Below are 24921 nucleotides of genomic sequence, written 5' to 3' on the forward strand. Positions count from 1 at the left end.
ACTAGCTGTTGAGGTTCACCTTGATGTCACTTTGCTTCTTAGGCGCTATCTGTTTATGCAGTTGTGCGACCGTGGGTGATAATATCCATTAATGTCTCAATTCCTTGCTCAAGCGCGCCGCTGTTATCTATAAAGAGTGTGCTATCCGGCATTTGGTGTAAAAGCTCTGCATGACGTTGAAGGCGTTTATCTATCTCTTTAGCGGATTCTCGGCCTCGATTTTCAAGGCGGTGGCGAAGTTGGTCGCTATCAATCGTTATCATGATGGGAGTAATGGCGCTGAAGTTATTGAGAGCTTTTGGTAGATACTCCCTAGAACCGTTCATGATGACATTCAAGCCGTGGTTCACCCATACTTCCACCTCTTTACCAATTCCGTACAGGTGGCCATGTGACGCCCAATGCATACAGAACATTCCAGTGTCACGCCTTAGCTCGAATTCTGATTCTGTCAGGTGAATATGGTTTTCACCACCGGCATCTGCGGCGCGGGTAATATAGCGGTGTGCAATAAAGGCTTTATGGCTATGTTCAAGCCGATGGCGGCAGCCCTGTAATAGAGAGTCTTTGCCCGAGCCTGAAGCCCCCATCAAATAGTACAAATGTCCGCTCATTAGTTTTTATCATCCACTGAAAATTCAAGCTTTTCATTTTAGCGTTAATAGATCGCGCTATAAGAGAAAGCATGAATAGATATGCTTGGCGCACTATTTTATAACATGCTTCCTCATGATAGGAAGGAGGTCGATATTTTTAAAAGGTTTAATTGACAATCTCTGTTGGGTGACTGCTTATAAGCGTAAAGTGCTTGTAAACGTATAGGTAAGCGTACTTAAGATTACTTGAGCCAAAATGGCTTAGCGGCTTCATGCTTGGCTTGTTTATTTGTTTTTCCTATATCCATTAATTGTTCAGGGGAGAGTTGAGCTAACTCTCTTCTTGAAATGTAGTTTTGTCGCCATAAATGTACCTTCTGCTTAACTTTATCAGTTAAGTTATAGATGCTCTGAAAGGCGAGCTGTAAAGGTGAATTATTTTTCAGTAAAAGAGTAAGTTGCATAGTTACGCCCCAATTTAGTTACGTTTTCATCATTTTGTCGCCAATTTTTCTATATTTTGGTGTTTTTCTTGCTATGCTGACAAACGATATATTTTTAAGATCAATTAAGAAAAACTTAACCATTAGGCGGTGCAATTATGGAAAGGCTCCCACCTCTTAACGCACTGCGTGTCTTTCAGATTGCGGCTGAGCAGGAAAGCTTTAAGCATGCATCTGAAAAGCTGCATGTCACACAAGCAGCCATTAGCCAGCAGATAAAACTGTTAGAAAAGTTTTTTGGTGAAAAGCTGTTTGTCCGCTTGAATCGCGAAGTTAAATTAACACCTTCCGCTGAGAGGTTATTACCTTATGTGCAGAAGGCCTTTCTGTTGCTAGAGGAGGGAAGTAAGAGTTTTGAGCAGGATCCATTTCCCCACCAATTAAAAATAACTTCGGTTCCTTCTTTTGCTGCACGTTGGTTAATCCCTCGGCTGGGTGATTTTCAAGCGTTACATCCTGATTTGACTAGTTTTGTTTCGACATCCTGCGATCTACATGATTTCTCCGATGATTCGCAAGATATAGCAATTCGTTTTAGTTCAGGTGGGTTTCCTGGATTAGAGGAAGAGGTGATCTGTAAAGATTATATAATGCCTCTATGCCATCCTATGCTTTTAGATAAAGTGACATCTATGAGATCAGGTTTGGCAACAGAGTTACAAGAGCTTCCCCTATTAATCGATGAATCACCCGAGTTAGCGAGTGTTAGTCAGGCGTTTAAAGAGCTCTTTGGTCCGAAGAGTTCCATCGCTTTGCAGGTTGTTGATGCCAACCTGCTCATGGATGCTGCGCTAAATGGCCAAGGAATTGCCCCTATACGTTATAGTCTTGCATTTGAATTGATACAGCGTGGCCAATTGGTTTGCCCTTTAAATGTGTATTGGGATTCACCTTACACATACTTCCTTGTAGCGCCTGAACAACATTTTAGCCGCCCTAAGGTCGCTGCATTTACCCACTGGCTTAAAGGTCAAATTGCGATTATTGAAGAGCAATGGTCGGAGTTTTCTAGTCAGACTAAGCTACGTAACATCAGTTAGCTTAAGTCTTTGCATCAAGTACACCACATTATTCATCTTGTTATATAGTCCCCTTACTCTTTATGGCATGAACACTGCACTGAATAAATGCAATTAATTTTGCTGAGCGGTTGTTTTGATTTTTTTCAATAAAATCAACAGTATTTAATCTGATTGAGCTAAACGGCTTTAACCTCTCTATAGGTTGAGTGCACCGTTATGTTCCTTTTGTGCGCCTTTCTGGTGCGGATTGCGTGTGCGTATTAAGAATAAGCATGTATAGGAATGGATCGTGTTACCAGGGTGAGTGTAAACAATGAGTGCTTCTCAACGTATCTTAAAAGAACGCCGACACTACAATAAGTGGGTTGCAAACCAAACTTTAGAAGACTATGCGTTGCGATTTACCGCTGTGAACGGGCGTCATATGAGTATCGCTAAAGTAGGTATCACTGCACTAGGTGCGACCTCCTTTTTAGCGCTTGAAGGTTTAGCCGCAGTGGCAACACTGAGTTATGGTTTTACAAACACTCTTTGGGCCATGTTGGCCGTTTGTTTAGTACTATTTTTCACTGGATTTCCAATTGCTTACCATTGCGCTAAGCATGGCTTGGATATAGATCTGCTGACAAGGGGGGCTGGCTTTGGTTATCTTGGTTCAACCATTACGTCTCTTATCTACGCCTCTTTTACGTTCATTTTCTTTGCTATTGAAGCCGCTATTTTGGCATCGGCTTTCCATCTATTATTGGGTATTCCTCTTTTCATTGGTTATATCATTTGTGCTGTTGCCGTTATTCCTATTGTGACTCATGGTATTACCGCAATAAGTAAATTTCAGGTAAGTACACAGTTTGTTTGGTTGTTACTGCAGTGTTCTGCGTTGGCTGTAGTTTTAGTTTATGAATATGACAATTTAGCGGGCTGGACTAACTTTGTGTCCCCGCAGGCGCCAGCAGGTGGTGAATTTAATTTGGTACTGTTTGGTTCTGCGGTATCTATATTAATTGCGTTAGTCGCACAAATTGGAGAGCAGGCGGATTATTTGCGGTTTATGCCGCCTAAAACTGAACAGAATAAAAAGCGGTGGTGGTTTTGGTTGGTATTGTCTGGGCCCGGATGGGTTTGGGTGGGGCTGATCAAAATGTTGCTAGGCTCCTTTTTGGCCTACCTCGCTTTTACTCAGTTGATGCCGTTTGAACAAGCGACTAATCCAACGTATATGTATCAACGCGTTTTTATGCAGTTAACTGAATCACCTGCATTCGCCTTAATATTGGCTGCGATTATGGTCATTCTGTGCCAGATGAAAATTAATGTAACTAACGCTTATGCAGGTTCTATTGCGTGGTCTAATTTTTTCTCTAGATTGACGCATAGCCATCCAGGGCGTGTTGTCTGGTTGGTATTTAATGTGTCTATAGCGCTATTGTTAATGGAGCTTGGAATCTATCAGGCTTTGGAAGCAATATTGGGAAGCTTCGCTATTTTAGCTTTGGCTTGGCTAGGTTCTTTATCTGCTGATCTATTAATTAATAAACCCTTGGGTTTAAGCCCTAAATTCATTGAATTTAAACGTGCACACCTTTATGACATTAATCCTGTTGGTTTAGGCTCAATGTTGATCTCGACTGTACTTGGTATTTTGGCCTACCTAGGGGTAATGGGGGAAAGTGCCCAATACTTGTGCCACTTTGTTACATTACTGAGTTGTTTTATTTGTGTACCCGTGATCGCGTTACTAACAAAAGGGCGCTATTACATAGCAAGAGCGGCGTCAGATTTAAGCCCCTATTATCATGATTGTGACAATTCAACTCCATGCTCAAAACCTTCGGTAACCTGTGGTATTTGTGAAAATGATTTTGAGCAAGAAGATATGAGTTATTGCCCTGCTTACCAGCAGCCAATCTGTTCTTTATGTTGCTCTTTAGATGTTCGCTGTCTTGATGGGTGCAAACCTAAGTCTGGAATATCGAGGCATTTTTTAAAGTTTTTATACGGTTTTCTTTCCAAAGGTTTTGTCCGTGGTCTTTATTCAAGGTTTGGCCGGTTTGTCGCTTTAGTTATAAGTGTTAATGGGCTGCTAGGTGCACTTTTACTGTTGATTTATACTCAAATGCAGCCAGCGAATATGTCAGAAGTTCTGTTGCTGGAAAAAACATTTATATCGCTTTTCGTTACGCTGTTTATTGCCTCAGGAATTGTTATTTGGGTTTTTCTTTTGGCCCATGAGAGTCGAATTACTGCGCAGAAAGAGTCAAATAGGCAAAGTTTAAAGTTGATACGTGAGATTGATGCTCATGAGCAAACAGACCAAGAGTTACAGCAAGCAAAGGAATATGCGGAACGGGCCAATGAAGCTAAAAGCCGATATCTCACAGGCATCAGTCATGAACTTCGAACGCCATTGCAATCTATTTTGGGCTACGCGCAATTACTCGGCGATAAGGAAAGCATGGCCGATGAACACAAACGAGGATTAAACATTATCCATCGTAGTGGTCAGTATTTAACGGATCTTATCGAAGGTCTGTTAGACATCTCTAAAATAGAAGCGGGTCGCTTAGACCTATATCGTAATCAGGTTCGGTTACCTGAGTTGATTGACCAGTTATCACAAATGTTCACCGTACAAGCGAATCAAAAGCACTTGGTTTTAAATTGCCGGATTCATAATCCATTACCTGATGTTGTTATCGCTGATGAGAAAAGGTTGCGTCAAATCTTGATAAACCTCTTATCTAATGCGGTTAAGTATACTCCTTCAGGCACGATTGATTTTGAGATATTTTATCGTAATCAGGTGGCAGAGTTTCGAATTACTGATACGGGCCCGGGTATAGAAAAATCACAATTAGAACGTATTTTTGATCCATTTGAACGTGTCAGAAATAGAGACACTGCCAATCTCCCCGGTACGGGTTTGGGGCTAACCATTGTGAAACTATTAACCGAAATCATGGGGGGAGATTTACAGGTTGAGAGTGAATTAGGCAGTGGTTCAGAATTTAAAGTGAGTCTTTTACTTCCTTGGGTCGACGTTAGCACCATTGAAGAACCAAAGTTAAAAAGGGTCATAGGGTACGAGGGGCTGCAGCGGACAGTATGTATCGTTGATGATGATCCTGTGTTACGTGGTTTGTTGTCTGACCTATTAATACCTATCGGATTTAATACTGTTGAAGCGCATGATGCTCCAAGATGCCTGGAACTCGTTGAGCAAGTTCATATAGATCTCTTTTTAATGGATATTTCGATGCCTGGAATGAGTGGGCTGGAATTAGTCCATAAGCTTCGAGAGCAGGGGAATGTAAAACCCGTCATTATGTTGTCAGCAGATGCCCATGAGTATAATAGGAAGGATGACTATCAAGCTGATTATGATGACTATTTAGTAAAACCTGTAAGTAATCATCAGCTTTTCGACAAAATTTCACAGTACTTAGAGCTGGAATGGATCTATCGGAATGAGATGAAAGGAGGGTTAAGTCAGCAGGGGCATTTAAGTAATGGTGTTCCGTCTATTCCTGTAATTGAGGCTAGTTCCTCTAATATGACTCCAAATCAATCCTTAGATTCCACGTTACCTAAGCACGCTCTTCTATTGGAATTAAAAGCCTATGCGCAAATGGGATACCAAAAAGGGGTAAATGCGACCTTAAAACAGATTTTAAATGAGAACCTCTTGGATGAAAGCTCTTTCAGACAATTGGAACAATTGAGCCAAGGGTTTCAGTTTGAAAAATTAGCGCTACATATTGAGGCATATTCTGTATGAATACGGTTTTGGGTAAAGAGATTGTTTTAGTGGTTGATGACTCACCTGATGCCCTTAGTTTGATTAATGATGCGCTTGAAGATGCGGGTATGGATGTATTGGTCGCGTTGGAAGGTAGGCAGGCTTTAACCATTGCCAAGCGTATAAGACCTGACATTATTTTATTAGATGCCATCATGCCCAATATGGATGGTTTTGAAACTTGTCATGCACTTAAATCTGATCCTGCTTTAGCAACCATTCCAGTTATTTTCATGACGGGGTTAACAGATACTGAGGATGTGGTTAAAGGTTTAGAGGTGGGTGGAGTTGATTATCTTACAAAACCGATTAACCCAAGTGAACTGCTTGCACGTATGAAAGTGCATCTCTCTAATGCACGTCAAGCTGTCAGTGTTGAGTCTGCTCTTGATAGTAGTGGTCAGCACTTAATTACTGTCAGTGCTGAAGGTCAGCTTTTATGGGGGACACCTCAAGCGTATGCGTTACTGGCAAAGGCCGAGATTGATCCTGAAACTCAAAAAACATTTCTTGCGCCTCAAATACATGCTTGGTTGTCTAGCTCGGGATTCATGCAAGATTCAAATTTAAAGCTTGTTCATCTCGATTATCCAATTGAATTGAAATTGGTAGATAAGCAGATGAATGGTGAGTATCTTATTCGCTTAATCGATGGCAATCGCTTATCGGGTGCTGCTTTGTTAAAAGTAAAGTTAGCGATAACAGATAGAGAATCTGAAGTGCTGCATTGGATTGCCAACGGAAAAACAAATCGTGAAATTGCAGAGATTCTAGAAATGAGCCCTCGTACCGTAAATAAACACCTAGAGCAGATTTTTCCTAAGCTTGGAGTCGAGAATAGGACCGCAGCAGCAGGGGTTGCGTTAAGAGTCATTACCTCTGATTGAATAACCATTCGGCTCGGTGCTCTTCAATTGGATTCATAAAAGGTTGATGAAAAGTTAATGCGAAAAAGTGATAAGAAGATTGAAAATAAATTGCGAGAACAGCTGACAAAAGTATGTGATAAAGCGTTAGCAGAGATAGAGGGTTTCGAGTGGTTAACGCATGATGTGAACTATGCGAATTTCCCTGATTCTTTAAGAGTTATCTGTATTTTTAAATGTCGCGAAGATATAGAACAAATGATCAAATCTGGTCTAGACCTAGAGCTTTATTCTTGTGTTAAAGCCCAGTTGGCTGCTGTACAAATAGATCTTAAAAAGGTGTCAGCTCATACGGTATTTGATTCTGAAGAGATGTGTGATTTAGAGCATGGAGGGCAGTGGGCTGAACGGATTAAACAGCGTCATCTAGGCCAACGTAAACTTCATTAGTGTACGTTGGCCACAACAAACTAATTAGCTTGGTTTTGAGGCAGGTCGTTTACGGACACGTCTTACCGGCTTGCTTGCTGGTGATTGGTTTTGGCTTTGGCTTGTTTTCTTAGTTCGAGAACCATTTCCACCTGAAGCTGCTCGGCTACCACCACCTGATTTACTTGCTGAACGGTGAGATTTGTTTTTGCCTTGAGGCTTATGCCCACGGGCATTATCTCCAGAGCGCTGGCCATCTTTATGACCAGAGCGTTGGTTTCTCTGTTTGGTCTTAATCTTACCCGGTTTACGGCTCAAGTCAGATGCTGGCAGTGTATGTACCGGCGTAAAACCTTCTAACTCCACTCGTTCAATAATTTTCCCGGTTAGGTATTCCACCGCCGCTAAATGTTCAAACTCATCAGCACAGACGAGAGAAACGGCTTCTCCGGTGGCGCCTGCACGACCAGTACGGCCAATGCGGTGTACATAATCTTCAGGGATGTTAGGTAGGTCAAAATTCACAACGTAAGGCAGCTGATCAATGTCGATACCGCGTGCTGCAATATCTGTCGCCACGAGTACTTTCACTGCACCGCTTTTAAAATCAGCTAACGCTTTAGTTCGTGCGCCTTGGCTTTTATTGCCATGAATAGCTGCCGCTGTAATCTTTGCCGCAGTAAGCTGTTTAGCGAGTCGATTGGCACCATGCTTAGTACGTGAGAATACAAGTACCTGTTCCCAGCTATTATCTTTAATTAGCTTGATCAATGCCGCTGGCTTTTGGCCCTTATCAACGGGAGATATCCATTGTTTAACCGTGGTTGCAGTTGAGTTAACTGGGGTGACTGAAATTTCTACTGGGTTATTAACTAAGCCTTTAGCTAATGTGCGAATCTGCGGCGAAAATGTGGCAGAAAAAAGTAGGTTCTGACGCTGCTTAGGCAGTACCTTGAGAATTTTCTTAATGTCATGAATAAAGCCCATATCTAACATACGATCGGCTTCATCGAGAACAAGTACTTCAAGTTGTGAAAATTTAACAACGCGCTGGTTGTATAGATCAAGCAAACGACCTGGCGTGGCTACTAGAATATCAACGCCACCACGCAGTTTGGCAATTTGTGGGTTGATTTTCACTCCACCAAATACCACAGCTGAGCGTAGAGGTAGATTTGTAGAATAGTCACTTACACTTTCAGCGACTTGAGCGGCAAGTTCACGGGTCGGTGTAAGGATAAGAGCTCTAACTTGTCCGCCTTTTGATGGCGTACCGCCACTCAGACGTTCAAGTAGTGGTAGCGTAAAGCCCGCTGTTTTACCTGTGCCTGTTTGTGCTGCGGCCATTAAATCCTTGCCTTGGATAACGGCAGGAATTGCTTCTGCTTGGATCGGAGACGGTGTGTCGTAGCCTTTAGCGGTAATAGCGTCCAATATTGGGCGAGATAAGCCCAGATCAGCGAAACTCATGTGTTGTTCTCTATGTGGTGTATTTAGAAATACGATTAAAGCGCACACTTAGTTTAGCTAAGGTACCGCTTATGAAGTACGTAATATCGATGTGAGGGAGGCCTGCACTCAGATTTAAGTCACGTAGGTAAATTTAGTTCCCTGAAGGCCTCTGTAAGAAATAGAGATTGCGCTTTGCACAACGCCAACAGGTCTACCTAGAGAATCATGAGAGTATCTATGGCTATTTGACTCGTTCGCCTAATCTTCGGAACGGGCCGATTGTATCATCGTTAACCTTAGAGGCCTAATAAGGATTACTTAAAACCAAATATTAGCGTCTAAATTTTCATAATTATTAAGTAATTGGATACGCGTGTACGTCAAATGACGTATATGACTGCGTCAATCACCGAATACCTGTCCCCCTTGAAATCTAATAGCCTTATTGCAACGCATGAACAAAGTAATTTGGTTCCAATAAGTTTGTTCCGGCGATTCATTCAAATAAGGGGAAGGGCAGTTATGAAACTTAAAAGTATCGCGGCAGGTGTTGCACTCTCATTAGGTGCTTCAGTTATCAGCATCAGTGCAATGGCAGCTGAAACAATAAAAGTAGGTGTTCTACATTCACTATCTGGAACAATGGCGATCAGTGAAACAACGCTTAAAGATACTGTCCTTATGATGGTTGAAGAACAGAATAAAAAAGGTGGACTACTAGGTAAACAGTTAGAAGCGGTTGTTGTTGACCCCGCGTCAAATTGGCCATTATTTGCTGAAAAAACACGAGAGCTACTTACCAAAGAAGAAGTGGATGTCATTTTTGGCTGCTGGACATCAGTATCACGTAAATCTGCGCTTCCTGTTTTAGAAGAGCTTAATGGTTTGATGTTCTACCCAGTGCAGTATGAAGGTGAAGAGTCATCTAAAAACGTTTTCTATACAGGCGCAGCGCCAAACCAGCAGGCGATTCCTGCAGTTGATTACTTAGCGAACGATCTAGAAGTTGAGCGTTGGGTTCTTGCCGGTACTGATTATGTTTACCCACGTACCACTAACAAGATTCTTGAAGCTTACCTTAAATCAAAAGGTGTAGCTGCTGAAGATATCATGATCAACTATACGCCTTTTGGTCATTCTGATTGGCAGTCAATTGTTTCAGATATTAAAAAGTTTGGTAGTGAAGGTAAGAAGACTGCCGTTGTTTCTACAATCAACGGTGATGCAAACGTTCCTTTCTATAAAGAACTGGGTAACCAAGGTATCTCTTCTGAAGATATTCCAGTTGTTGCATTCTCTGTAGGTGAAGAAGAACTGTCAGGTCTAGATACTAAGCCACTTGTTGGTCATCTTGCTGCTTGGAACTATTTCCAGAGTGTTGAAAATGACGCTAACTCTGCATTTATCAAACAGTGGAAAGCTCATACTAGTGAAGAGCGTGTAACGAATGACCCAATGGAAGCCACTTATATTGGTTTTAACATGTGGGCTAATGCAGTAACTAAAGCGGGTACTACAGAGGTTGACGCTGTAGAACAGGCGATGATTGGACAGAAAACGCCTAACTTAACTGGCGGTGTTGCTGTGATGAATAAAAACCACCACTTGAGCAAGCCAGTTTTGATTGGTGAGATTCAAGATAACGGTCAGTTTGAGGTTGTTTGGGAAACCGATGGTGTTGTTGCAGGTGATGCGTGGTCTGATTTCTTACCAGGTTCTAAGAGCCTTGTTTCTGACTGGACGTCACCAACCAAGTGCGGCAACTACAATACTGAAACTAAAGAGTGTATCGCTGCTAAATAAGTTAAGTGGTTACTGGCTGGGCGACCCAATTTTAAGGTCGCTCAGTTAATCCTTAAGCAATATATATTTGTTGTCTAAATTATAAGTAAATCCAACGCGGAGTTACTCACATAGTGTGTGGCTTGCTTCAGAGAAGTGAGCCACCTTTCTTTATTCCTGATTCGTTGGCGAATTGAAGCATCTTCATTCATATATACCCAGCGGTCTACACAGGAGAATTCACGTGAGACGTTTGTTAGCCATACTGTGCTGCTATGTTGTCGCGTCTATGGTTTCAGTTCAGGCCAACGAGCCTGTTGCTGCTATCAACGATAACAACGTTACACCTACGGTGCCGGCCTCGACCGAAATTACTCAGACTGAAGCTGATACGGTCTCAGTCGAAGGCCTTTTAGTAACCTTAACTAAGGTGAAACTGAGTAAGGCGCTACCGGTACTTAAACAGCTTGAAAAAGTCGGTGGAGCTCAGATCTTGCCAATGTTTGAGAGCATGCTCGCCGGTGATCTTTACTTCGTTAAGTCGAGTAAAGAGGTCGTAGCAGTCACAAAAGTAAATGGTGAAATTACGGCTCAAGCGATCTTAACTCAGCAGAGTTTAGGACAGCTGGATTCTTCACTTGTAAAAAAGATTCGTGTTAATAACAAACTACGTGGTTATTTAAGACAAGCGATTGCTCGTCTTCAGATCTCTAATAGCGATCCGGCAATACGCTTAGATGCGGTGAAAGCGTTACTTAAAAACCTAAGTGATGAGACCGTTGCGACGTTAACATCGGTGCGCCCGAATGAGGGTGATGAAGATGTCCTTTCGATGATTGATCTTGCATTAGCACTGAATCAATCTAATTCCGCTATAGCCCATGAACGATTGGCGGCTGTAAAAGTCCTTGCTGATAGTTTAGAAAACGAGGCACGTAACAAATTAACCAAACTAGCTGATAATGACAGTGATGCAAAAGTTAAGGCGGCTGCGAGTAAGGCGCTCAAAAGTATAAATCAGCGTATTGAATTTTATGGCTTCATAGATCAACTTTTTTTCGGCTTGAGCTTAGGCTCTGTGCTCCTTCTGGCGGCGATAGGTCTTGCGATTACTTTTGGTGTGATGGGGGTTATTAACATGGCCCACGGTGAGATGATCATGCTAGGAGCTTACACCACTTATGTTGTGCAGCTGATGATGCCTAATGCAATCGAATACTCCTTATGGGTTGCGATTCCGATGGCTTTTCTTGTTTCTGGTTTAGTAGGCGTTCTTATTGAACGAGGTGTAATTCGACACCTTCACGGGCGACCTTTAGAAACCTTGCTGGCTACATTTGGTATTAGTTTGATTCTTCAGCAACTAGTAAGAACCGTCTTTTCCCCGTTGAATCGTCAAGTAGCTTCTCCTGAATGGATCAGTGGCTCGTTAGAAATTAATCCTATTTTAAGTTTAACGTTGAACCGACTTTATATTTTAGCATTCGCACTTCTTGTGTTTGGTTTACTACTAATCGTTTTACGCAAAACCTCTTTAGGACTAAATGTACGTGCGGTGTCGCAGAACCGTGACATGGCTAAAGCAATGGGTATTAAAACCGATTGGGTTGATGCCATGACTTTTGGTTTGGGCTCGGGTATCGCGGGTATCGCGGGTGTTGCTTTAAGTCAGTTGACGAACGTGGGGCCTAACCTCGGCCAGGCATATATTATTGATTCCTTTATGGTTGTTGTTTTTGGTGGGGTCGGCAACCTTTGGGGAACTTTAGTTGCTGCGTTTTCTTTGGGGATCGCTAACAAATTCCTTGAACCTGTTACCGGGGCTGTGCTGGCGAGTATTATTGTTCTTGTCTTTATTATCTTATTTATACAGAAACGTCCTAAGGGCTTATTCCCACAGAAAGGGAGGGCTGCAGAATGAACCAGTTAATGCGTTTTAGCCGTTTACATGGCGACAGTAAAGTAGCGCCATTTGTTGCCATTTTGGTATTGGTGACGCTTCTTGCATCGATGGGTAATTTGTTGATGCCTCAAGACTCTATCTTTTATGTCAGTACTTATACGATCACGTTGTTAGGTAAGTACTTATGTTATGCAATGTTGGCGTTAGCTGTTGATGTGATTTGGGGTTACTGCGGAATATTAAGCCTAGGTCATGGTGCCTTCTTCGCACTGGGTGGCTATGCGATGGGCATGTACTTAATGCGCCAAATTGGAGATCGAGGCGTATATGGCAATCCAGATCTACCAGACTTTATGGTGTTCCTAAACTGGTCAGAACTTCCTTGGTTTTGGCAAGGGATGGATCAGTTTTGGTTTGCGATGATTATGGTATTACTGGTGCCTGGGATTTTAGCTTATGTTTTTGGTTGGTTAGCCTTTCGCTCTCGCGTAACAGGCGTCTACCTTTCAATCATGACTCAGGCACTCACTTATGCATTGATGCTCGCTTTTTTCCGTAATGAAATGGGGTTTGGTGGCAACAATGGTTTGACTGATTTTAAGGATATTGTTGGTTTTGATCTGCAAGCAGATACTACACGCGTTACCTTATTTGCCATCACTGCTTTGTTGTTGGCCGTGATACTCGTTGTCAGTCATAAGATTTTGCAATCACGTACAGGTAAGGTGATTGTCGCTATTCGCGATGGTGAAAGCCGCGCACGTTTTATCGGTTATCGAACAGAACGTTTTAAAGTTTGGCTCTTTGTATACTCCGCGCTGATAGCCGGTATCGCTGGGGCTCTTTATGTTCCTCAAGTTGGCATTATTAACCCAGGTGAATTCTCTCCGTTAAATTCAATCGAGATGGTGATTTGGGTGGCTGTTGGAGGCCGTGGCACTCTGATAGGGGCCATAGTCGGTGCATTGTTAGTGAACTATGCGAAAACAAAATTCACAGCGATTATGCCGGATGGTTGGTTGTTCGCATTAGGAGCGCTCTTTGTTTTTGTAACCCTGTATCTACCGCAAGGACTGATGGGGTTGTATAAAAACATTATGGATAAGCGATGTGGGGGGAGCAGTGGTGATAAACCAAATGATGACGAACCTGCCTTGAAAGGAGGTGACGCATGAGTACGTTAACTGATGTACGTGAAGTCATGCGAAGAGACCAAGTATGGTCGTTTTTAAAAAATGAACAGAAACAGGTCGATGTATCGCATGATGTGATTCTATATGTGGAAGGTCTTGATTTAAGCTTTGATGGGTTCAAAGCCTTAAATGATCTTAACCTTTATGTAAATGATGGCGAACTTAGGTGTTTAATCGGTGCTAACGGCGCGGGCAAAACAACCTTGATGGATGTTATTACGGGTAAGACTACGCCCGATTCTGGCAGTGTTTATTTTGGACAAAGTATCAACCTTTTAAAACATGATGAGGCGGCTATCGCTGAGTTGGGTATCGGCCGTAAATTTCAGAAACCAACAGTGTTTGAAGCGCATAGTGTGTTTGACAATTTGGAGCTTTCTCTTAAGCAGCAAAAAAGTGTCGTACCTATGTTGTTTGCTCGTTTGACTCCGACAGAGATCGATAGGATTGATGAAGTGCTTAATATTATCGGTCTAAAAGAGCAGTGTTTTATGCAAGCGGGTGCGCTTTCTCATGGTCAGAAACAGTGGTTAGAGATAGGTATGCTGTTGGTAGCAGAGCCAAGACTACTGTTGATTGATGAACCTGTAGCAGGTATGACGGCTCAAGAAACTGAGCGTACAGCAGAGCTATTAACATCACTTGCTGGTGAACGTACGGTTATTGTCGTTGAACATGATATGGAGTTTGTTCGCAGCATTGCCCGAACGGTGACTGTTTTACACCAAGGATCAGTATTGGCTGAAGGCACTATGGATCAAGTTCAGAATAACCCTGATGTGATAGAAGTTTACTTGGGAGAAGCACCATGATCGATATATCAAAAGTTAATCAACGTTATGGTGGTACGCAGATACTTTGGGATCTGGATCTAGAGATAAAACCAGGTTCCTGTACCTGCATCATGGGACGAAATGGTGTAGGAAAAACAACACTGCTCAAATGCCTCATGGGTTTACTCCCTGTAGAAAGCGGTGAAATTTTGTTGGAAGGTGAGCCATTGCATACCAAAACTGCAGAATTTCGAGCGCCGGCGGGGATCGGTTATGTACCGCAGGGGAGAGATATTTTTCCAACATTAACGGTTGAAGAAAATTTGCGTATTGGATTACCTATTCGAAAAGATAAATCCAAACAGATACCGGAGAAAATATTCGAACTATTCCCTGTTCTAAAGGAGATGCTGCATCGTCGCGGGGGAGATCTTTCAGGTGGTCAGCAACAGCAGTTAGCAATTGGTCGTGCTTTGGTTATTGATCCGAAGGTTCTGATCTTAGATGAACCTAATGAAGGAATTCAGCCGAACATCGTGCAGCAAATCGGGGATGTAATCTTAAAGTTGAATCAGGAAGAGGGTCTTACGGTTATTCTGGTTGAGCAAAAGCTGGGTTTTGCCCGCAGAGTAGGTAAAGAGTTTCGTTTAATGGAGAAGGGCAGAGTTGTTGCGAGTGATCAGATGGCTAACTTAAGTGAAGATTTGATTAAGCAATATTTAGCCGTCTGAGGTGGTATTAAATATATTTTAATTAAAGGCCTTCTATGTTGCTAAGGAATTTAATAAGTTGGTGACTAGGAGGCTTGGTTGTCCAAGTCAATTAATTGATGGTAACTAGTAGGATTGGGATGAACAATCGGGTAACGCCTTTACCGCAAACAGGACCTATGAATACGGTCAAACAAGCGAAATGGGAAGCTGAATTAAGTTTAGGTCTTTCTAAAACGCTGAGGGGTTCAGTGCTAAAGCAGTGTCGCCATAAAGGCCCTCTTTATGTGCAAAAAGCGTTTTACCCAGAAGGAAAAAATTTAGCGCATATTTATCTGTTGCATCCTCCAGGTGGAATGGTATCTGGAGATGATCTTAAGATTAATGTCGATATGGAAAATGATGCGCAATCATTGATAACTACCCCAGGCGCAGGGCGGGTTTATAAAGCTAGAGCTGACAGAACACTCCAGACCCAGCACATTCAACTGCGATTAGGCCCTGACAGTACTTTAGAGTGGCTCCCCTTAGAAAATATTATCTATCCCGGTGCAAATACCCAACTCAATACAGATATTCATCTAGAGAAAAATGCCTCAGTTATTGCATGGGAGATTAGTTGCTTGGGTTTGACTGCCAGCAATCAGCCATTCACTTCGGGTTCCCTCAGGCAGCGACTGCAAGTGTTTAAAGAAGGGCGCTTAACGTTGAGAGAGGCGCTTGTACTTAAACCAGACGAACATAATTTCATGTTGAGTAAAGCGGGTTTGGCTAATTGCTCCGTCAATGCCTTAATGATAGCGGGGCCATTTGATGTGGCTGAGCAGGAAAAGTCAGAGATTCTAGTTAAAGATTTACAAACGATTTGTGGTTTTTTAAATAGCCAATACAAAGAGATAGAACAAACTGTACTAGCGGCGATTAGCCTAAACGGCGAATTTATACAAATTCGCTATCTGGGCAATTGTTCAGAGCAAGCAAGACTTCTTTTTATAGAATGCTGGGAAAAAATAAGGCCCCAGCTTATTGAGCGTAGTGCCTGTGAACCAAGAATTTGGGCTACCTAGTTTTATGATGCCTTCACAATAGATATAGAGCTCTCATCGGTGAATGAGGTTAAAGCAAATTATTTCAGCTAGTTAGATTTTAAAATAAACATAATTGAATCGCTTTTTAAAGCGCTAGCTAAGAGGTGAATTATGGAATTGTTACCAAGAGAGAAAGATAAATTACTGGTTTTTACCGCCGCGTTATTAGCAGAAAGGCGTTTGAATCGTGGTTTGAAGCTGAACTATCCAGAAGCGATGGCGTTTATCTCTATGGAGATTATCGAAGGCGCACGCGACGGTAAAACAGTTGCTGAGCTGATGAGCTACGGCAAAAACCTTCTCTCTGCAGAGCAGGTAATGGACGGCGTGCCTGAGCTTATTCATGAGGTACAAGTTGAGGCTACATTTCCTGATGGTACTAAGCTTGTCACTGTACACAACCCAATTAACTAGTCCCTGATATTGCTAAGAGGATAAGCCAATGATTCCAGGTGAAATACAAGCAGCAGAAGGGGTAATCGAACTCAATGCAGGTCGAAAAATTCATACTCTAAGAGTAGAAAATAGCGGTGACCGCCCTATTCAAGTGGGCTCTCATTACCATTTTTACGAAGTTAATCCTGCACTGGTTTTTGATCGTGATTCGACCAAAGGGTATAGGCTTAATATTGCATCAGGAACCGCGGTACGTTTTGAGCCCGGTCAAGGCCGTGAGGTTGAGCTGGTGGAGTATGCGGGTAGCAAAACCATCTATGGGTTTCGTGGTGATGTGATGGGACCTGTTGATACAGAGGGAGAAGGCTAATGAGTGATTCTTCGAATAAAACAATGGATCGCACAAGTTATGCTCAAATGTTTGGGCCCACTACAGGTGATAAGGTCCGTTTAGGTGATACCGAACTTTGGATTCAAGTAGAAAAAGATTTTACGACCTACGGTGATGAGGTGAAGTTCGGCGGTGGTAAGGTCATTCGTGATGGTATGGGGCAAAGTCAATTAACCAATGATGTCGCTATGGATTTGGTGATTACTAATGCGCTTATTTTGGATCATTGGGGAATTGTTAAGGCGGATATTGGTGTCAAAGAAGGGCGTATTGCCAAAATAGGTAAGGCTGGGAACCCTGATATACAAGACAATGTAGATATCGTGATTGGCCCCGGTACAGAGATTATTGCCGGTGAAGGTTCTATTATTACCGCTGGTGGTATAGATGCTCACATTCACTTTATCTGTCCGCAGCAGATTGATGAAGCGCTTATGTCAGGTGTTACGACCATGATTGGTGGAGGAACTGGCCCGGCGACAGGCACTAATGCAACAACTTGTACACCTGGCCCTTGGAATATAGGCAAAATGTTGCAAGCTACCGATAATATGCCGATGAATCTGGGCTTTTTAGGTAAAGGAAATGCGAGTTTGCCGCAAGCTCTAGAAGAACAGTTAGAAGCGGGTGTGTGCGGTTTAAAATTACATGAGGACTGGGGAACAACACCTGCATCGATCGATAACTGCTTAACTGTGGCAGAAAAGTATGACGTACAAGTAGCAATTCATACCGATACATTAAACGAATCAGGTTTCGTAGATGACACCATTGGCGCATTTAAAGATCGCGTCATTCATACTTACCATACGGAAGGAGCCGGTGGTGGGCATGCACCCGATATTATTCGAGCTTGCTCATATCCTAATGTGATGCCGTCTTCAACAAACCCTACACGTCCATTCACAGTGAATACCGTTGATGAGCATTTGGATATGTTGATGGTATGTCATCACTTGGACAGCAATATACCTGAAGATGTTGCTTTTGCTGATTCTCGAATTCGTAAAGAGACAATTGCTGCCGAGGATATCTTTCACGATCGTGGTGCTTTTAGCATGATCTCATCCGACTCTCAGGCGATGGGACGTGTAGGAGAGGTCGTCACGCGCACATGGCAAACGGCTCATAAAATGAAGATCCAATTTGGTTTGCTCGCAGAAGACCTTGAAATTGGAACGGATAACTTTCGAGCGAAGCGTTATATCTCTAAATACACAATCAATCCTGCAATCACGCATGGTATCTCACATGAAGTGGGCTCTATCGAGGCGGGTAAACTAGCTGATTTAGTGCTTTGGAAACCTGCTTTCTTTGGTGTTAAGCCTTCGATGATCATCAAGGGAGGCATGATAGCCGCTGCACCAATGGGTGACCCTAATGCATCCATTCCAACACCACAGCCCGTGCACTACAGACCTATGTTTGGTTCATGCGGTTCGGCCCCGGCTAAAACGAGTGTCACTTTTGTGAGTCAGGCGGCATTGGACAACAATGTTGCTGAAAATTTAGGCTTACAGCGCCGGTTATCGGCTTGTCGAAATACTCGTAATATCAGTAAATCAGATATGGTACTCAATGACTGGATGCCAGATATCACTGTGGACCCGCAAACCTATGAAGTGCGGGCGGATGGTGAAATGCTGACTTGCGAACCAGCCGATAAATTGCCACTAGCGCAGTTGTATACCTTATTTTAATTGGTGCTCTATTTTGATCGGTGCTCTAGGAGATTAAAATTCTCATGTTAGAAGTTTATGAACGTTTAGGTACACACTGTCACGAAGAATCCGATTGTACGGTGCTTTTAACCCATGAACAGCGCGATCGGGGGCGGTTAAAGTTAGTGAGTGATCGAGGTGAAGAGGTGCGTGTTTTTCTGGAGAGAGGGAAACCGTTGCAAGTGGGTGAATTTCTAAAAAGTAGTTGTGGCCGTTTTATCAAAGTTTTAGGTGCTGTTGAATCTGTTGCATTAGCATCAAGCGATGATTGGCATAGGTTCTCACGAGCCTGCTACCACTTAGGGAATCGCCATACAAAAATCGAAGTCGGTGAGCGTTGGTTACGGATTAAACCTGATCATGTTCTTGAAGAGATGCTTGTTCAGTTGGGGCTTGTTGTGAGTCATGAGGAATCCGTGTTTGTGCCAGAATCAGGAGCATATAGCCATGGTCACTCACACGATTGACGGAAGGGACCAAGTGGCCGTTGCAGATGAGGGGGCACCGGTAAGCATTGAGCTTAAAGTAAATGATCGAGCTTTGTTTCGTTTAATGCAGCTCAGTAGTGCTGGCTTACCTGTAGGTGGTTACTCTTTTTCTCAAGGTTTGGAATACGCAATAGACTGTGGGTGGGTCTGTAAACAGGATGATGTACATGAATGGTTAGAGATGCAGTTACTGCATTCGATTGCTCAAGTTGATTTGCCTGCGCTGCGTTTACTTATGATTGAGGCCATGAAGCAGAACTGGACTGAAGTGATCCGTCTTAATGATCTTGTGCTTGCTTGTCGAGAGACAAAAGAGCTAAGGCTAACGGATACAGCGATGGGGGAAGCCCTCGTGCGTTTGCTTAATAGTTTGGATATCCCTCAGCCATTTGCTCATGGGCGTGGTACCACACCCGATCAGATTAGTTTTGTGAGTCTATTCGCAATAGCAGCTTCTCATTGGGAGATAGATAGTCAAACTGCAGCATTGGGTTTTGCATGGTCGTGGTTAGAAAACCAAGTGGCGGCTGCGACCAAACTTGTGCCGCTAGGTCAAACCCAATCACAGATTCTATTGGGTGAGCTTCAGCCTGTATTGAGCCACGCGTTGATGCGTGCGCAACACATTGATGAAGAACAGATTGGCGCAGGTCTGCCCGCTTTAGCGATCGCAAGTGCCCTGCATGAACAGCAATATTCACGTCTATTTCGCTCATAGATGTCAGTTTGACACGGCTTTAGCGAGATAAAATTGAGGTAAGTAAAAAATGAGTAAACCAAAGCAAACGTTGCGCGTTGGTGTCGGTGGGCCTGTAGGCTCCGGTAAAACAGCACTTTTAAGGTCCCTCTGTGCTGCTATGAAAGATTATTACGATATCGCGGTGGTTACTAATGATATCTATACACAAGAGGACGCAAAGTTTCTGACAGAGCATGAAGCGCTGAGTGCAGATCGAATTATAGGGGTAGAAACGGGCGGTTGCCCTCATACGGCTATACGTGAAGATGCTTCCATGAACTTAGCTGCGATTGATCAACTGGTTGAGCGTCATGGTGACCTTGATGTTGTATTTGTAGAGAGTGGTGGCGACAATCTGAGTGCAACATTTAGCCCAGAGCTATCCGACCTGACTATCTACGTGATTGATGTTTCTGCAGGAGATAAAATCCCTCGTAAAGGAGGTCCCGGTATCACTAAATCAGATCTGTTGATTATAAATAAAATAGATTTAGCGCCTTTGGTTGGAGCCTCACTTGATGTGATGGATGTTGATGCAAAAAGAATGCGTGTTGAACGTCCGTTTGTTTTTGCTAATTTGAAACAAGCTAAAGGGCTGGACGATATCATTCAGTTTATTATCAGTGAAGGTATGTTGGCGGCTAAAGCCATCCCACCTGCGCAAGCGGTTGTGTAAATAGAAGAAAAACTGCAATTTTAAACTGTAGCTTTAAAATTTAAGCGGTTAACTCGACAGATATTCTCGAACGTAGCTAAAGGAAATTTACATGAAGATGTATACGAAAGCGGCGAATATGGTGGCAATTATGTCTCTATCTTTACCTGCACTTGCTCATTCCGAACACTCTAATGCGCTCAATGGAATTATTCATTTCATGACAGAGCCTGATCATCTCGCGCTTTCTGGTTTGGTGGCTGCGGTTGTAATTTTTGCAGTACGTAAAATGACTAAAAATCGCGTTTAGTTCTGATAATTAATCGGTTTTATTTTAATACCTGCTCGTTAACTTGGGCAGGTATTTTTGTTTGTTAATGGATCAAGCAAGCATTAAGAATGATTTTATAACGAACTTACTGTACCAGCGTGTAGAGTGCTTCAGTGGTTATTCGCGAGGGGGGTTGAGTGTTAAATACGATAGAGGAGAGTTTTCTTATATTGAGCTGATGACTATTTTCACCTGAGGGCGACTTGCATATATGAAGATGTACCTAATATCTATTCCCTTTATGAAAGTAAGTCTACTGAAAGGAACGTATAAAACAGTTAGTCATAATGTTGATCGAGGGCAGTAAATACCGACTAATAGCTGCTTCAACAACCTATTTGCTTATATACAGAGCCATACTTTTACTTTATCTTAACTCCGCATTTTTACACTCTTAGTCGATCTCAGACTTAAGAGAGTAGATATACTATCTGTTGTGTTGTTTTCAGGTAGCATGATCGCCTATAGCAAGATAATAATTTTACTAACATGCTCTTGTAGAGAAGGGTATGCGTTACTGGAAAAGTGTGTGACTAAAATATCAGAAAAACGAAAAGGCTTGAGCGGTTTTAGATATAAAGAAGATCGCTGGCCTGTCTGTATCGTTCTTGCCTTAACTGTTCTTGATTTTGTTTTGTACTTTACCGTGAGTAACGTAGGCCTCTTGATTGGATATTATCTTTTGATGATCATTCCTAAGGGGGTTATTTGTGCATGGAACCATCATCATCAGCATCTATTTACGTTTAGACAGGCTTATCTTAATCGTGGGTTAGAGTTTGTTTATGCTTTGCATACAGGGGTTACTACGCACCTCTGGCGTCTTCATCATGTGTTAGGTCATCATCTAAATTTTCTTGACCAGAAAGAAGATGAAAGCCGTTGGAAGCGCAAAGATGGTACTCAAATGGGGATGATTGAATATACGCTAGATGTTGCACTGACAGCTTACCCAAGGGGTTATCAAGTCGGCAAAAAACACCCTAAGCAACTGCCGACATTCTTACTTTATACAGCTTTAACTTTTGCTGCTGTAGCTGTACTTGTTTGGTTCAATCCCGTTGCCGGTCTACTACTGTTTGTACTGCCGATGATCACTAGCCTTTTATTTACGGCTTATGTGACTTACGAGCACCATTCAGGTCTTGATACACAAAATGAGTTTGAAGCCTCTTACAATAATTTGGATCCATTGTTTAACCGTTTAACAGGTAATTTGGGTTACCATACGGCACATCATCATAAACAAGGCGTACATTGGTCAAAATTGCCCGCTTTGCATGCTAAGATTGAAGATAAAATCCCTGAATACCTCTATCAGAAATCGATTCTAACGCGCGTCTTTTTAGGCGGCTAAACTGTTTCGTTTCTTCTGCTATATGTAGCTTATAGTGGGTAATCTTATTGATTCGATGAGCCCGTAGATAGCTTGTTGGAGAAATAGGGTTATCCCTTTGTTGTTCGTGAAGGGATCTTCTAGCTGTTTGATTGCTGTCATGATATTTCCTGCTCTATCTCTCGTTTGTATTCATCCTTTTCTAGTGCCCCATAAGTAATTAAGGAGCAGCCATGTTTATCCCTAAAAAGTTTAGGCAAGAGAACACAGAAGAGCTTATTGCTATGATGCAGAAGTATTCTTTTGCAACCTTGATAACTCAGTCTGAAGAGGAGATTGAAGCAACTCATCTACCCGTCATTATTTCTGGTGAGACAGACAAGTTATTTATTAAGGCCCATATAGCTAAGGCCAACCCGCTGTGGAAGTCAGTTAAGGATGGCGCTGATGTTTTAGTTATCTTTAACGGCCCTAACTGCTATATATCACCTAATCATTACCCGACAAAAAAAGAGACAGGCAAGGCCGTACCAACTTGGAATTATGTGGTTGTGCACGCGAAAGGTCATGTTTCTTTTATTCATGATAACGAATGGGTATACGGGCTTATTGATAGTCTAACAACGGTCCATGAAAGGAATTCGGACCAGCCTTGGTCAATCACTGATGCACCGGAGCCTTATATTCAGAAAATGCTTCCTGCGGTTGTGGGTGTTCAAATAGATGTGGCCTCAATAACAGGTCAGTGGAAACTGAGCCAGAATCAGCCTGAAGTCAATCAGCGTGGAGTTGTGAATGGCTTGGGTAATTCGCAAGAGAATAACCTGAGTGAGATAGCCTCTCTGATAAGTAGAAATCTGCTGAAAGGCGAATAGTTACTAGGCACTGTCTATAGTGTAAAGGGGCGCCACGCCCCTTAATGGAGTTAGCCCCAAATATCCCTGTTTTGCCTATCCCCATCTTTGGAGTGTTTACTTTTTTTAGTCGTTTTGTTTTTGTGCTTTTCCGTTTTTGGCCTTGGCTTAGGTGAAGGTGCTTTGCTTTTACGTACATAGTTCAAAATTGAGATAGGTACGACCTTTCTTACTGGAAAACCCTCGACCTCTTTGCGGTCAATTAGGTGGTCTAATCGGCTTTCAATGGCGCATAAGTTTTTAAAATCACCCCAAGAAACCAGTGATATCGCTTCGCCAGTAGCGCCTGCTCGACCGGTTCGACCTATGCGGTGAATATACTCTTCAGGTTTAAAGGGTAGGTCATAATTGACTACGCGGCTTAATTCACCAATGTCGATCCCGCGAGCAGCAACACCTGTTGCGACAAGGTATTTAAGCTTCCCAGATTTGAAATCTGCAAGGATTTTTTCTCGCATAGCTTGGCTCTTATCACCATGTATGGCATTAGCTTTAATATCTCTTTTGGCCAACTGGTCGACGAGCTTGGCTGCTCCATGTTTCTTTTCGATGAATATGAGTGCCTGGTCCCAGTTATACTCTTTGATTAGATGGCTGAGTAGTGCAGATTTAGTATCTTTGTCGACGGTTATTAACCACTGTTTGATGCTTTCGGCCGAGGTTGCTTTCGGTGAGGTAGATATTTCAACAGCGGGCTTACCGATTTTGCTATCGGTAAATTCATTAGCAATGGCGCGAACAGTGTCATTCATCGTCGCGGAGAAGAGTAAATTTTGTCTGTTTTCAGGCAGGCGTTCTATGATTTTGTAGATATCGTCTACAAAACCCATATCTACCATTCTGTCAGCTTCATCTAGGACAAGCACTTCAAGCTCATCGAAATGTAATGCGCGTTGATGGGCGAGATCTAGAAGGCGCCCTGGCGTGGCGACTAAAATATCGACCCCTTCGATTAACCGTTCCTTTTGATGTTGAATATCGACCCCACCATATACAGCTAAGGAGCAGAGTTTAAGGTGCTGGCTGTACTCTTTTACATGAGCAGCAACTTGTACTGCCAATTCACGTGTAGGCGTAATAATCAGTGCGCGTATGCGTTTGCCACGTAATTTTCGTTCTTTGTTGAATGACTCAAGGATAGGCAGTGTAAATGCTGCAGTTTTGCCTGTGCCTGTTTGAGCTGTAGCAATGAGGTCTTTCCCCGAAAGAATGATGGGAATGGCCTGATTCTGAATGGGGGTGGGGGATGTGAAACCTAGTTGCTCAGTTGCTTTTACAATGGAATCACATAGGCCAAGGCTTGAGAATGTCATAGAGGCTCTTTTGGAGTGTAAGTAGGTATTCGGAGATTATAGCAGTATCACACTAATTTCTTTGAATAGAATTAGCTGAGTCTTCCGATTCAGCGGCTGCCTATAACTGAGTAAACTGTGGCTTTAACGACTAACTAGTACGGTTACAGTATATAAATTTTGTTATTTTCAGTGTTTTATTGCGGGCATGTGAGTTTCTCCCGGTTATTTGGGAATATTTCCCGCAAGAAGGTTCGGATAGTTAGGTAGGAAGTTCTATTATTTTCTGTTTGTCTATATGTTAATGTCCACGTCTGATGTAAGTAAGTTATTAATTTCGTGAAAGTTTTTAATGGAATGGACGTTAAATGAAAGCTACAAAGTATTGGTTACCATTAGTCGCAGGTGCCGCATGTAGTAGTGCTGTTTTCGCTGCTGATGTAACGACACTAGAAGGTGTAACAGTGATCGGTAATACGCCGATTCATGGTGTAGGCATTGAAAAGAACCGTATAGCTGCAGCCGTACAGTCAGCAAACAGT

Annotated in this window: 23 protein-coding genes; 19 read left to right on the plus strand and 4 right to left on the minus strand. The window is 42.6% G+C overall.

What is annotated here, in order from left to right; translation table 11 throughout:
* Nucleotides 1-53: 53 nt before the first annotated feature.
* Complete coding sequence (gene phnN / locus B4K11_RS12875; RefSeq protein ID WP_292952079.1) at nt 54-614, minus strand: phosphonate metabolism protein/1,5-bisphosphokinase (PRPP-forming) PhnN; 561 nt, start codon at nt 612-614, stop codon at nt 54-56.
* A 224-nt stretch (nt 615-838) separates the two neighbouring features.
* Nucleotides 839-1060: a DUF1127 domain-containing protein gene (locus B4K11_RS12880; protein ID WP_292952076.1), complete on the minus strand. Its 222-nt coding sequence runs from the start codon at nt 1058-1060 to the stop codon at nt 839-841.
* Nucleotides 1061-1197: 137 nt separating this feature from the next.
* Here B4K11_RS12880 and B4K11_RS12885 point away from each other — a divergent pair, with 137 nt between their 5' ends.
* The 4 genes from B4K11_RS12885 (at nt 1198) to B4K11_RS12900 (ending at nt 7236) form a co-directional block, all read left to right on the plus strand.
* Entirely contained in the window at nt 1198-2139 is a 942-nt protein-coding gene (locus B4K11_RS12885) for a LysR substrate-binding domain-containing protein (protein ID WP_292952073.1), read from the plus strand.
* Between the two features lie 295 nt (nt 2140-2434).
* On the plus strand, nt 2435-5899 hold the full coding sequence (locus tag B4K11_RS12890) for an ATP-binding protein (protein WP_292952070.1): 3465 nt from the start codon (nt 2435-2437) through the stop codon (nt 5897-5899).
* On the plus strand, nt 5896-6807 hold the full coding sequence (locus tag B4K11_RS12895) for a response regulator transcription factor (RefSeq protein ID WP_292952067.1): 912 nt from the start codon (nt 5896-5898) through the stop codon (nt 6805-6807). Before B4K11_RS12890 ends, B4K11_RS12895 begins: the two co-directional genes overlap by 4 nt.
* Before the next feature lie 57 nt (nt 6808-6864).
* Nucleotides 6865-7236: a Fis family transcriptional regulator gene (locus tag B4K11_RS12900; protein WP_292952064.1), complete on the plus strand. Its 372-nt coding sequence runs from the start codon at nt 6865-6867 to the stop codon at nt 7234-7236.
* A gap of 24 nt (nt 7237-7260) precedes the next feature.
* Here the strand turns inward: B4K11_RS12900 and B4K11_RS12905 are convergent, their stop codons facing one another.
* Nucleotides 7261-8685, minus strand: a complete 1425-nt coding sequence (locus B4K11_RS12905) for a DEAD/DEAH box helicase (protein WP_292959425.1) — start codon at nt 8683-8685, stop codon at nt 7261-7263.
* 504 nt (nt 8686-9189) lie between these two features.
* Here B4K11_RS12905 and urtA point away from each other — a divergent pair.
* The 15 genes from urtA (at nt 9190) to B4K11_RS12980 (ending at nt 23048) form a co-directional block, all read left to right on the plus strand.
* Nucleotides 9190-10470 carry an urea ABC transporter substrate-binding protein gene (urtA, locus tag B4K11_RS12910; protein WP_292952058.1) on the plus strand — a complete coding sequence of 427 codons (1281 nt, stop codon included), beginning with the start codon at nt 9190-9192 and terminating at the stop codon, nt 10468-10470.
* A gap of 223 nt (nt 10471-10693) precedes the next feature.
* Nucleotides 10694-12370: an urea ABC transporter permease subunit UrtB gene (gene urtB / locus B4K11_RS12915; protein ID WP_414689237.1), complete on the plus strand. Its 1677-nt coding sequence runs from the start codon at nt 10694-10696 to the stop codon at nt 12368-12370.
* Nucleotides 12367-13527 carry an urea ABC transporter permease subunit UrtC gene (gene urtC / locus B4K11_RS12920; protein ID WP_292952055.1) on the plus strand — a complete coding sequence of 387 codons (1161 nt, stop codon included), beginning with the start codon at nt 12367-12369 and terminating at the stop codon, nt 13525-13527. Before urtB ends, urtC begins: the two co-directional genes overlap by 4 nt.
* Nucleotides 13524-14357, plus strand: a complete 834-nt coding sequence (gene urtD / locus B4K11_RS12925; protein WP_292952052.1) for an urea ABC transporter ATP-binding protein UrtD — start codon at nt 13524-13526, stop codon at nt 14355-14357. The genes urtC and urtD overlap by 4 nt, the downstream gene beginning before the upstream one ends.
* Nucleotides 14354-15049, plus strand: a complete 696-nt coding sequence (gene urtE, locus B4K11_RS12930) for an urea ABC transporter ATP-binding subunit UrtE (protein WP_292952049.1) — start codon at nt 14354-14356, stop codon at nt 15047-15049. Before urtD ends, urtE begins: the two co-directional genes overlap by 4 nt.
* A 119-nt stretch (nt 15050-15168) precedes the next feature.
* On the plus strand, nt 15169-16095 hold the full coding sequence (locus B4K11_RS12935; protein ID WP_292952047.1) for an urease accessory protein UreD: 927 nt from the start codon (nt 15169-15171) through the stop codon (nt 16093-16095).
* Nucleotides 16096-16227: 132 nt separating this feature from the next.
* On the plus strand, nt 16228-16530 hold the full coding sequence (locus tag B4K11_RS12940) for an urease subunit gamma (protein ID WP_292952044.1): 303 nt from the start codon (nt 16228-16230) through the stop codon (nt 16528-16530).
* A 28-nt stretch (nt 16531-16558) separates the two neighbouring features.
* Nucleotides 16559-16882 carry an urease subunit beta gene (locus B4K11_RS12945; protein WP_292952041.1) on the plus strand — a complete coding sequence of 108 codons (324 nt, stop codon included), beginning with the start codon at nt 16559-16561 and terminating at the stop codon, nt 16880-16882.
* On the plus strand, nt 16882-18603 hold the full coding sequence (gene ureC / locus B4K11_RS12950) for an urease subunit alpha (RefSeq protein WP_292952038.1): 1722 nt from the start codon (nt 16882-16884) through the stop codon (nt 18601-18603). The genes B4K11_RS12945 and ureC overlap by 1 nt, the downstream gene beginning before the upstream one ends.
* 44 nt (nt 18604-18647) lie before the next feature.
* On the plus strand, nt 18648-19091 hold the full coding sequence (locus tag B4K11_RS12955; RefSeq protein ID WP_292952035.1) for an urease accessory protein UreE: 444 nt from the start codon (nt 18648-18650) through the stop codon (nt 19089-19091).
* Nucleotides 19072-19830, plus strand: coding sequence for an urease accessory protein UreF (locus B4K11_RS12960; RefSeq protein WP_414689236.1), 759 nt, complete (start codon nt 19072-19074; stop codon nt 19828-19830). Before B4K11_RS12955 ends, B4K11_RS12960 begins: the two co-directional genes overlap by 20 nt.
* Before the next feature lie 49 nt (nt 19831-19879).
* Complete coding sequence (ureG, locus tag B4K11_RS12965) at nt 19880-20527, plus strand: urease accessory protein UreG (RefSeq protein ID WP_292952032.1); 648 nt, start codon at nt 19880-19882, stop codon at nt 20525-20527.
* A 91-nt stretch (nt 20528-20618) separates the two neighbouring features.
* Nucleotides 20619-20816, plus strand: a complete 198-nt coding sequence (locus tag B4K11_RS12970) for a hypothetical protein (RefSeq protein ID WP_292952029.1) — start codon at nt 20619-20621, stop codon at nt 20814-20816.
* A gap of 550 nt (nt 20817-21366) precedes the next feature.
* A complete protein-coding gene (locus B4K11_RS12975; protein ID WP_292950659.1) occupies nt 21367-22194 on the plus strand; it encodes a fatty acid desaturase in 828 nt (275 codons plus the stop codon).
* A 212-nt stretch (nt 22195-22406) separates the two neighbouring features.
* Nucleotides 22407-23048: an FMN-binding negative transcriptional regulator gene (locus tag B4K11_RS12980; RefSeq protein WP_292950661.1), complete on the plus strand. Its 642-nt coding sequence runs from the start codon at nt 22407-22409 to the stop codon at nt 23046-23048.
* A gap of 50 nt (nt 23049-23098) precedes the next feature.
* On the opposite strand, the gene B4K11_RS12985 is transcribed toward B4K11_RS12980, so the two are convergent.
* Complete coding sequence (locus tag B4K11_RS12985; RefSeq protein WP_292950663.1) at nt 23099-24400, minus strand: DEAD/DEAH box helicase; 1302 nt, start codon at nt 24398-24400, stop codon at nt 23099-23101.
* Nucleotides 24401-24921 lie beyond the last annotated feature (521 nt).

The organism is Neptuniibacter sp. UBA6509, assembly GCA_002435145.1.
Classification (GTDB): domain Bacteria; phylum Pseudomonadota; class Gammaproteobacteria; order Pseudomonadales; family Balneatricaceae; genus Neptuniibacter.

What these genes read in the sequence shown, in the direction of transcription:
- phnN (WP_292952079.1), bottom strand. Translation starts at nt 614, where the DNA reads ATGAGCGGACATTTGTACTATTTGATGGGGGCTTCAGGCTCGGGCAAA.
- B4K11_RS12880 (WP_292952076.1), bottom strand. Translation starts at nt 1,060, where the DNA reads ATGCAACTTACTCTTTTACTGAAAAATAATTCACCTTTACAGCTCGCC.
- B4K11_RS12885 (WP_292952073.1), top strand. Translation starts at nt 1,198, where the DNA reads ATGGAAAGGCTCCCACCTCTTAACGCACTGCGTGTCTTTCAGATTGCG.
- B4K11_RS12890 (WP_292952070.1), top strand. Translation starts at nt 2,435, where the DNA reads ATGAGTGCTTCTCAACGTATCTTAAAAGAACGCCGACACTACAATAAG.
- B4K11_RS12895 (WP_292952067.1), top strand. Translation starts at nt 5,896, where the DNA reads ATGAATACGGTTTTGGGTAAAGAGATTGTTTTAGTGGTTGATGACTCA.
- B4K11_RS12900 (WP_292952064.1), top strand. Translation starts at nt 6,865, where the DNA reads ATGCGAAAAAGTGATAAGAAGATTGAAAATAAATTGCGAGAACAGCTG.
- B4K11_RS12905 (WP_292959425.1), bottom strand. Translation starts at nt 8,685, where the DNA reads ATGAGTTTCGCTGATCTGGGCTTATCTCGCCCAATATTGGACGCTATT.
- urtA (WP_292952058.1), top strand. Translation starts at nt 9,190, where the DNA reads ATGAAACTTAAAAGTATCGCGGCAGGTGTTGCACTCTCATTAGGTGCT.
- urtC (WP_292952055.1), top strand. Translation starts at nt 12,367, where the DNA reads ATGAACCAGTTAATGCGTTTTAGCCGTTTACATGGCGACAGTAAAGTA.
- urtD (WP_292952052.1), top strand. Translation starts at nt 13,524, where the DNA reads ATGAGTACGTTAACTGATGTACGTGAAGTCATGCGAAGAGACCAAGTA.
- urtE (WP_292952049.1), top strand. Translation starts at nt 14,354, where the DNA reads ATGATCGATATATCAAAAGTTAATCAACGTTATGGTGGTACGCAGATA.
- B4K11_RS12935 (WP_292952047.1), top strand. Translation starts at nt 15,169, where the DNA reads ATGAACAATCGGGTAACGCCTTTACCGCAAACAGGACCTATGAATACG.
- B4K11_RS12940 (WP_292952044.1), top strand. Translation starts at nt 16,228, where the DNA reads ATGGAATTGTTACCAAGAGAGAAAGATAAATTACTGGTTTTTACCGCC.
- B4K11_RS12945 (WP_292952041.1), top strand. Translation starts at nt 16,559, where the DNA reads ATGATTCCAGGTGAAATACAAGCAGCAGAAGGGGTAATCGAACTCAAT.
- ureC (WP_292952038.1), top strand. Translation starts at nt 16,882, where the DNA reads ATGAGTGATTCTTCGAATAAAACAATGGATCGCACAAGTTATGCTCAA.
- B4K11_RS12955 (WP_292952035.1), top strand. Translation starts at nt 18,648, where the DNA reads ATGTTAGAAGTTTATGAACGTTTAGGTACACACTGTCACGAAGAATCC.
- B4K11_RS12960 (WP_414689236.1), top strand. Translation starts at nt 19,072, where the DNA reads ATGGTCACTCACACGATTGACGGAAGGGACCAAGTGGCCGTTGCAGAT.
- ureG (WP_292952032.1), top strand. Translation starts at nt 19,880, where the DNA reads ATGAGTAAACCAAAGCAAACGTTGCGCGTTGGTGTCGGTGGGCCTGTA.
- B4K11_RS12970 (WP_292952029.1), top strand. Translation starts at nt 20,619, where the DNA reads ATGAAGATGTATACGAAAGCGGCGAATATGGTGGCAATTATGTCTCTA.
- B4K11_RS12980 (WP_292950661.1), top strand. Translation starts at nt 22,407, where the DNA reads ATGTTTATCCCTAAAAAGTTTAGGCAAGAGAACACAGAAGAGCTTATT.
- B4K11_RS12985 (WP_292950663.1), bottom strand. Translation starts at nt 24,400, where the DNA reads ATGACATTCTCAAGCCTTGGCCTATGTGATTCCATTGTAAAAGCAACT.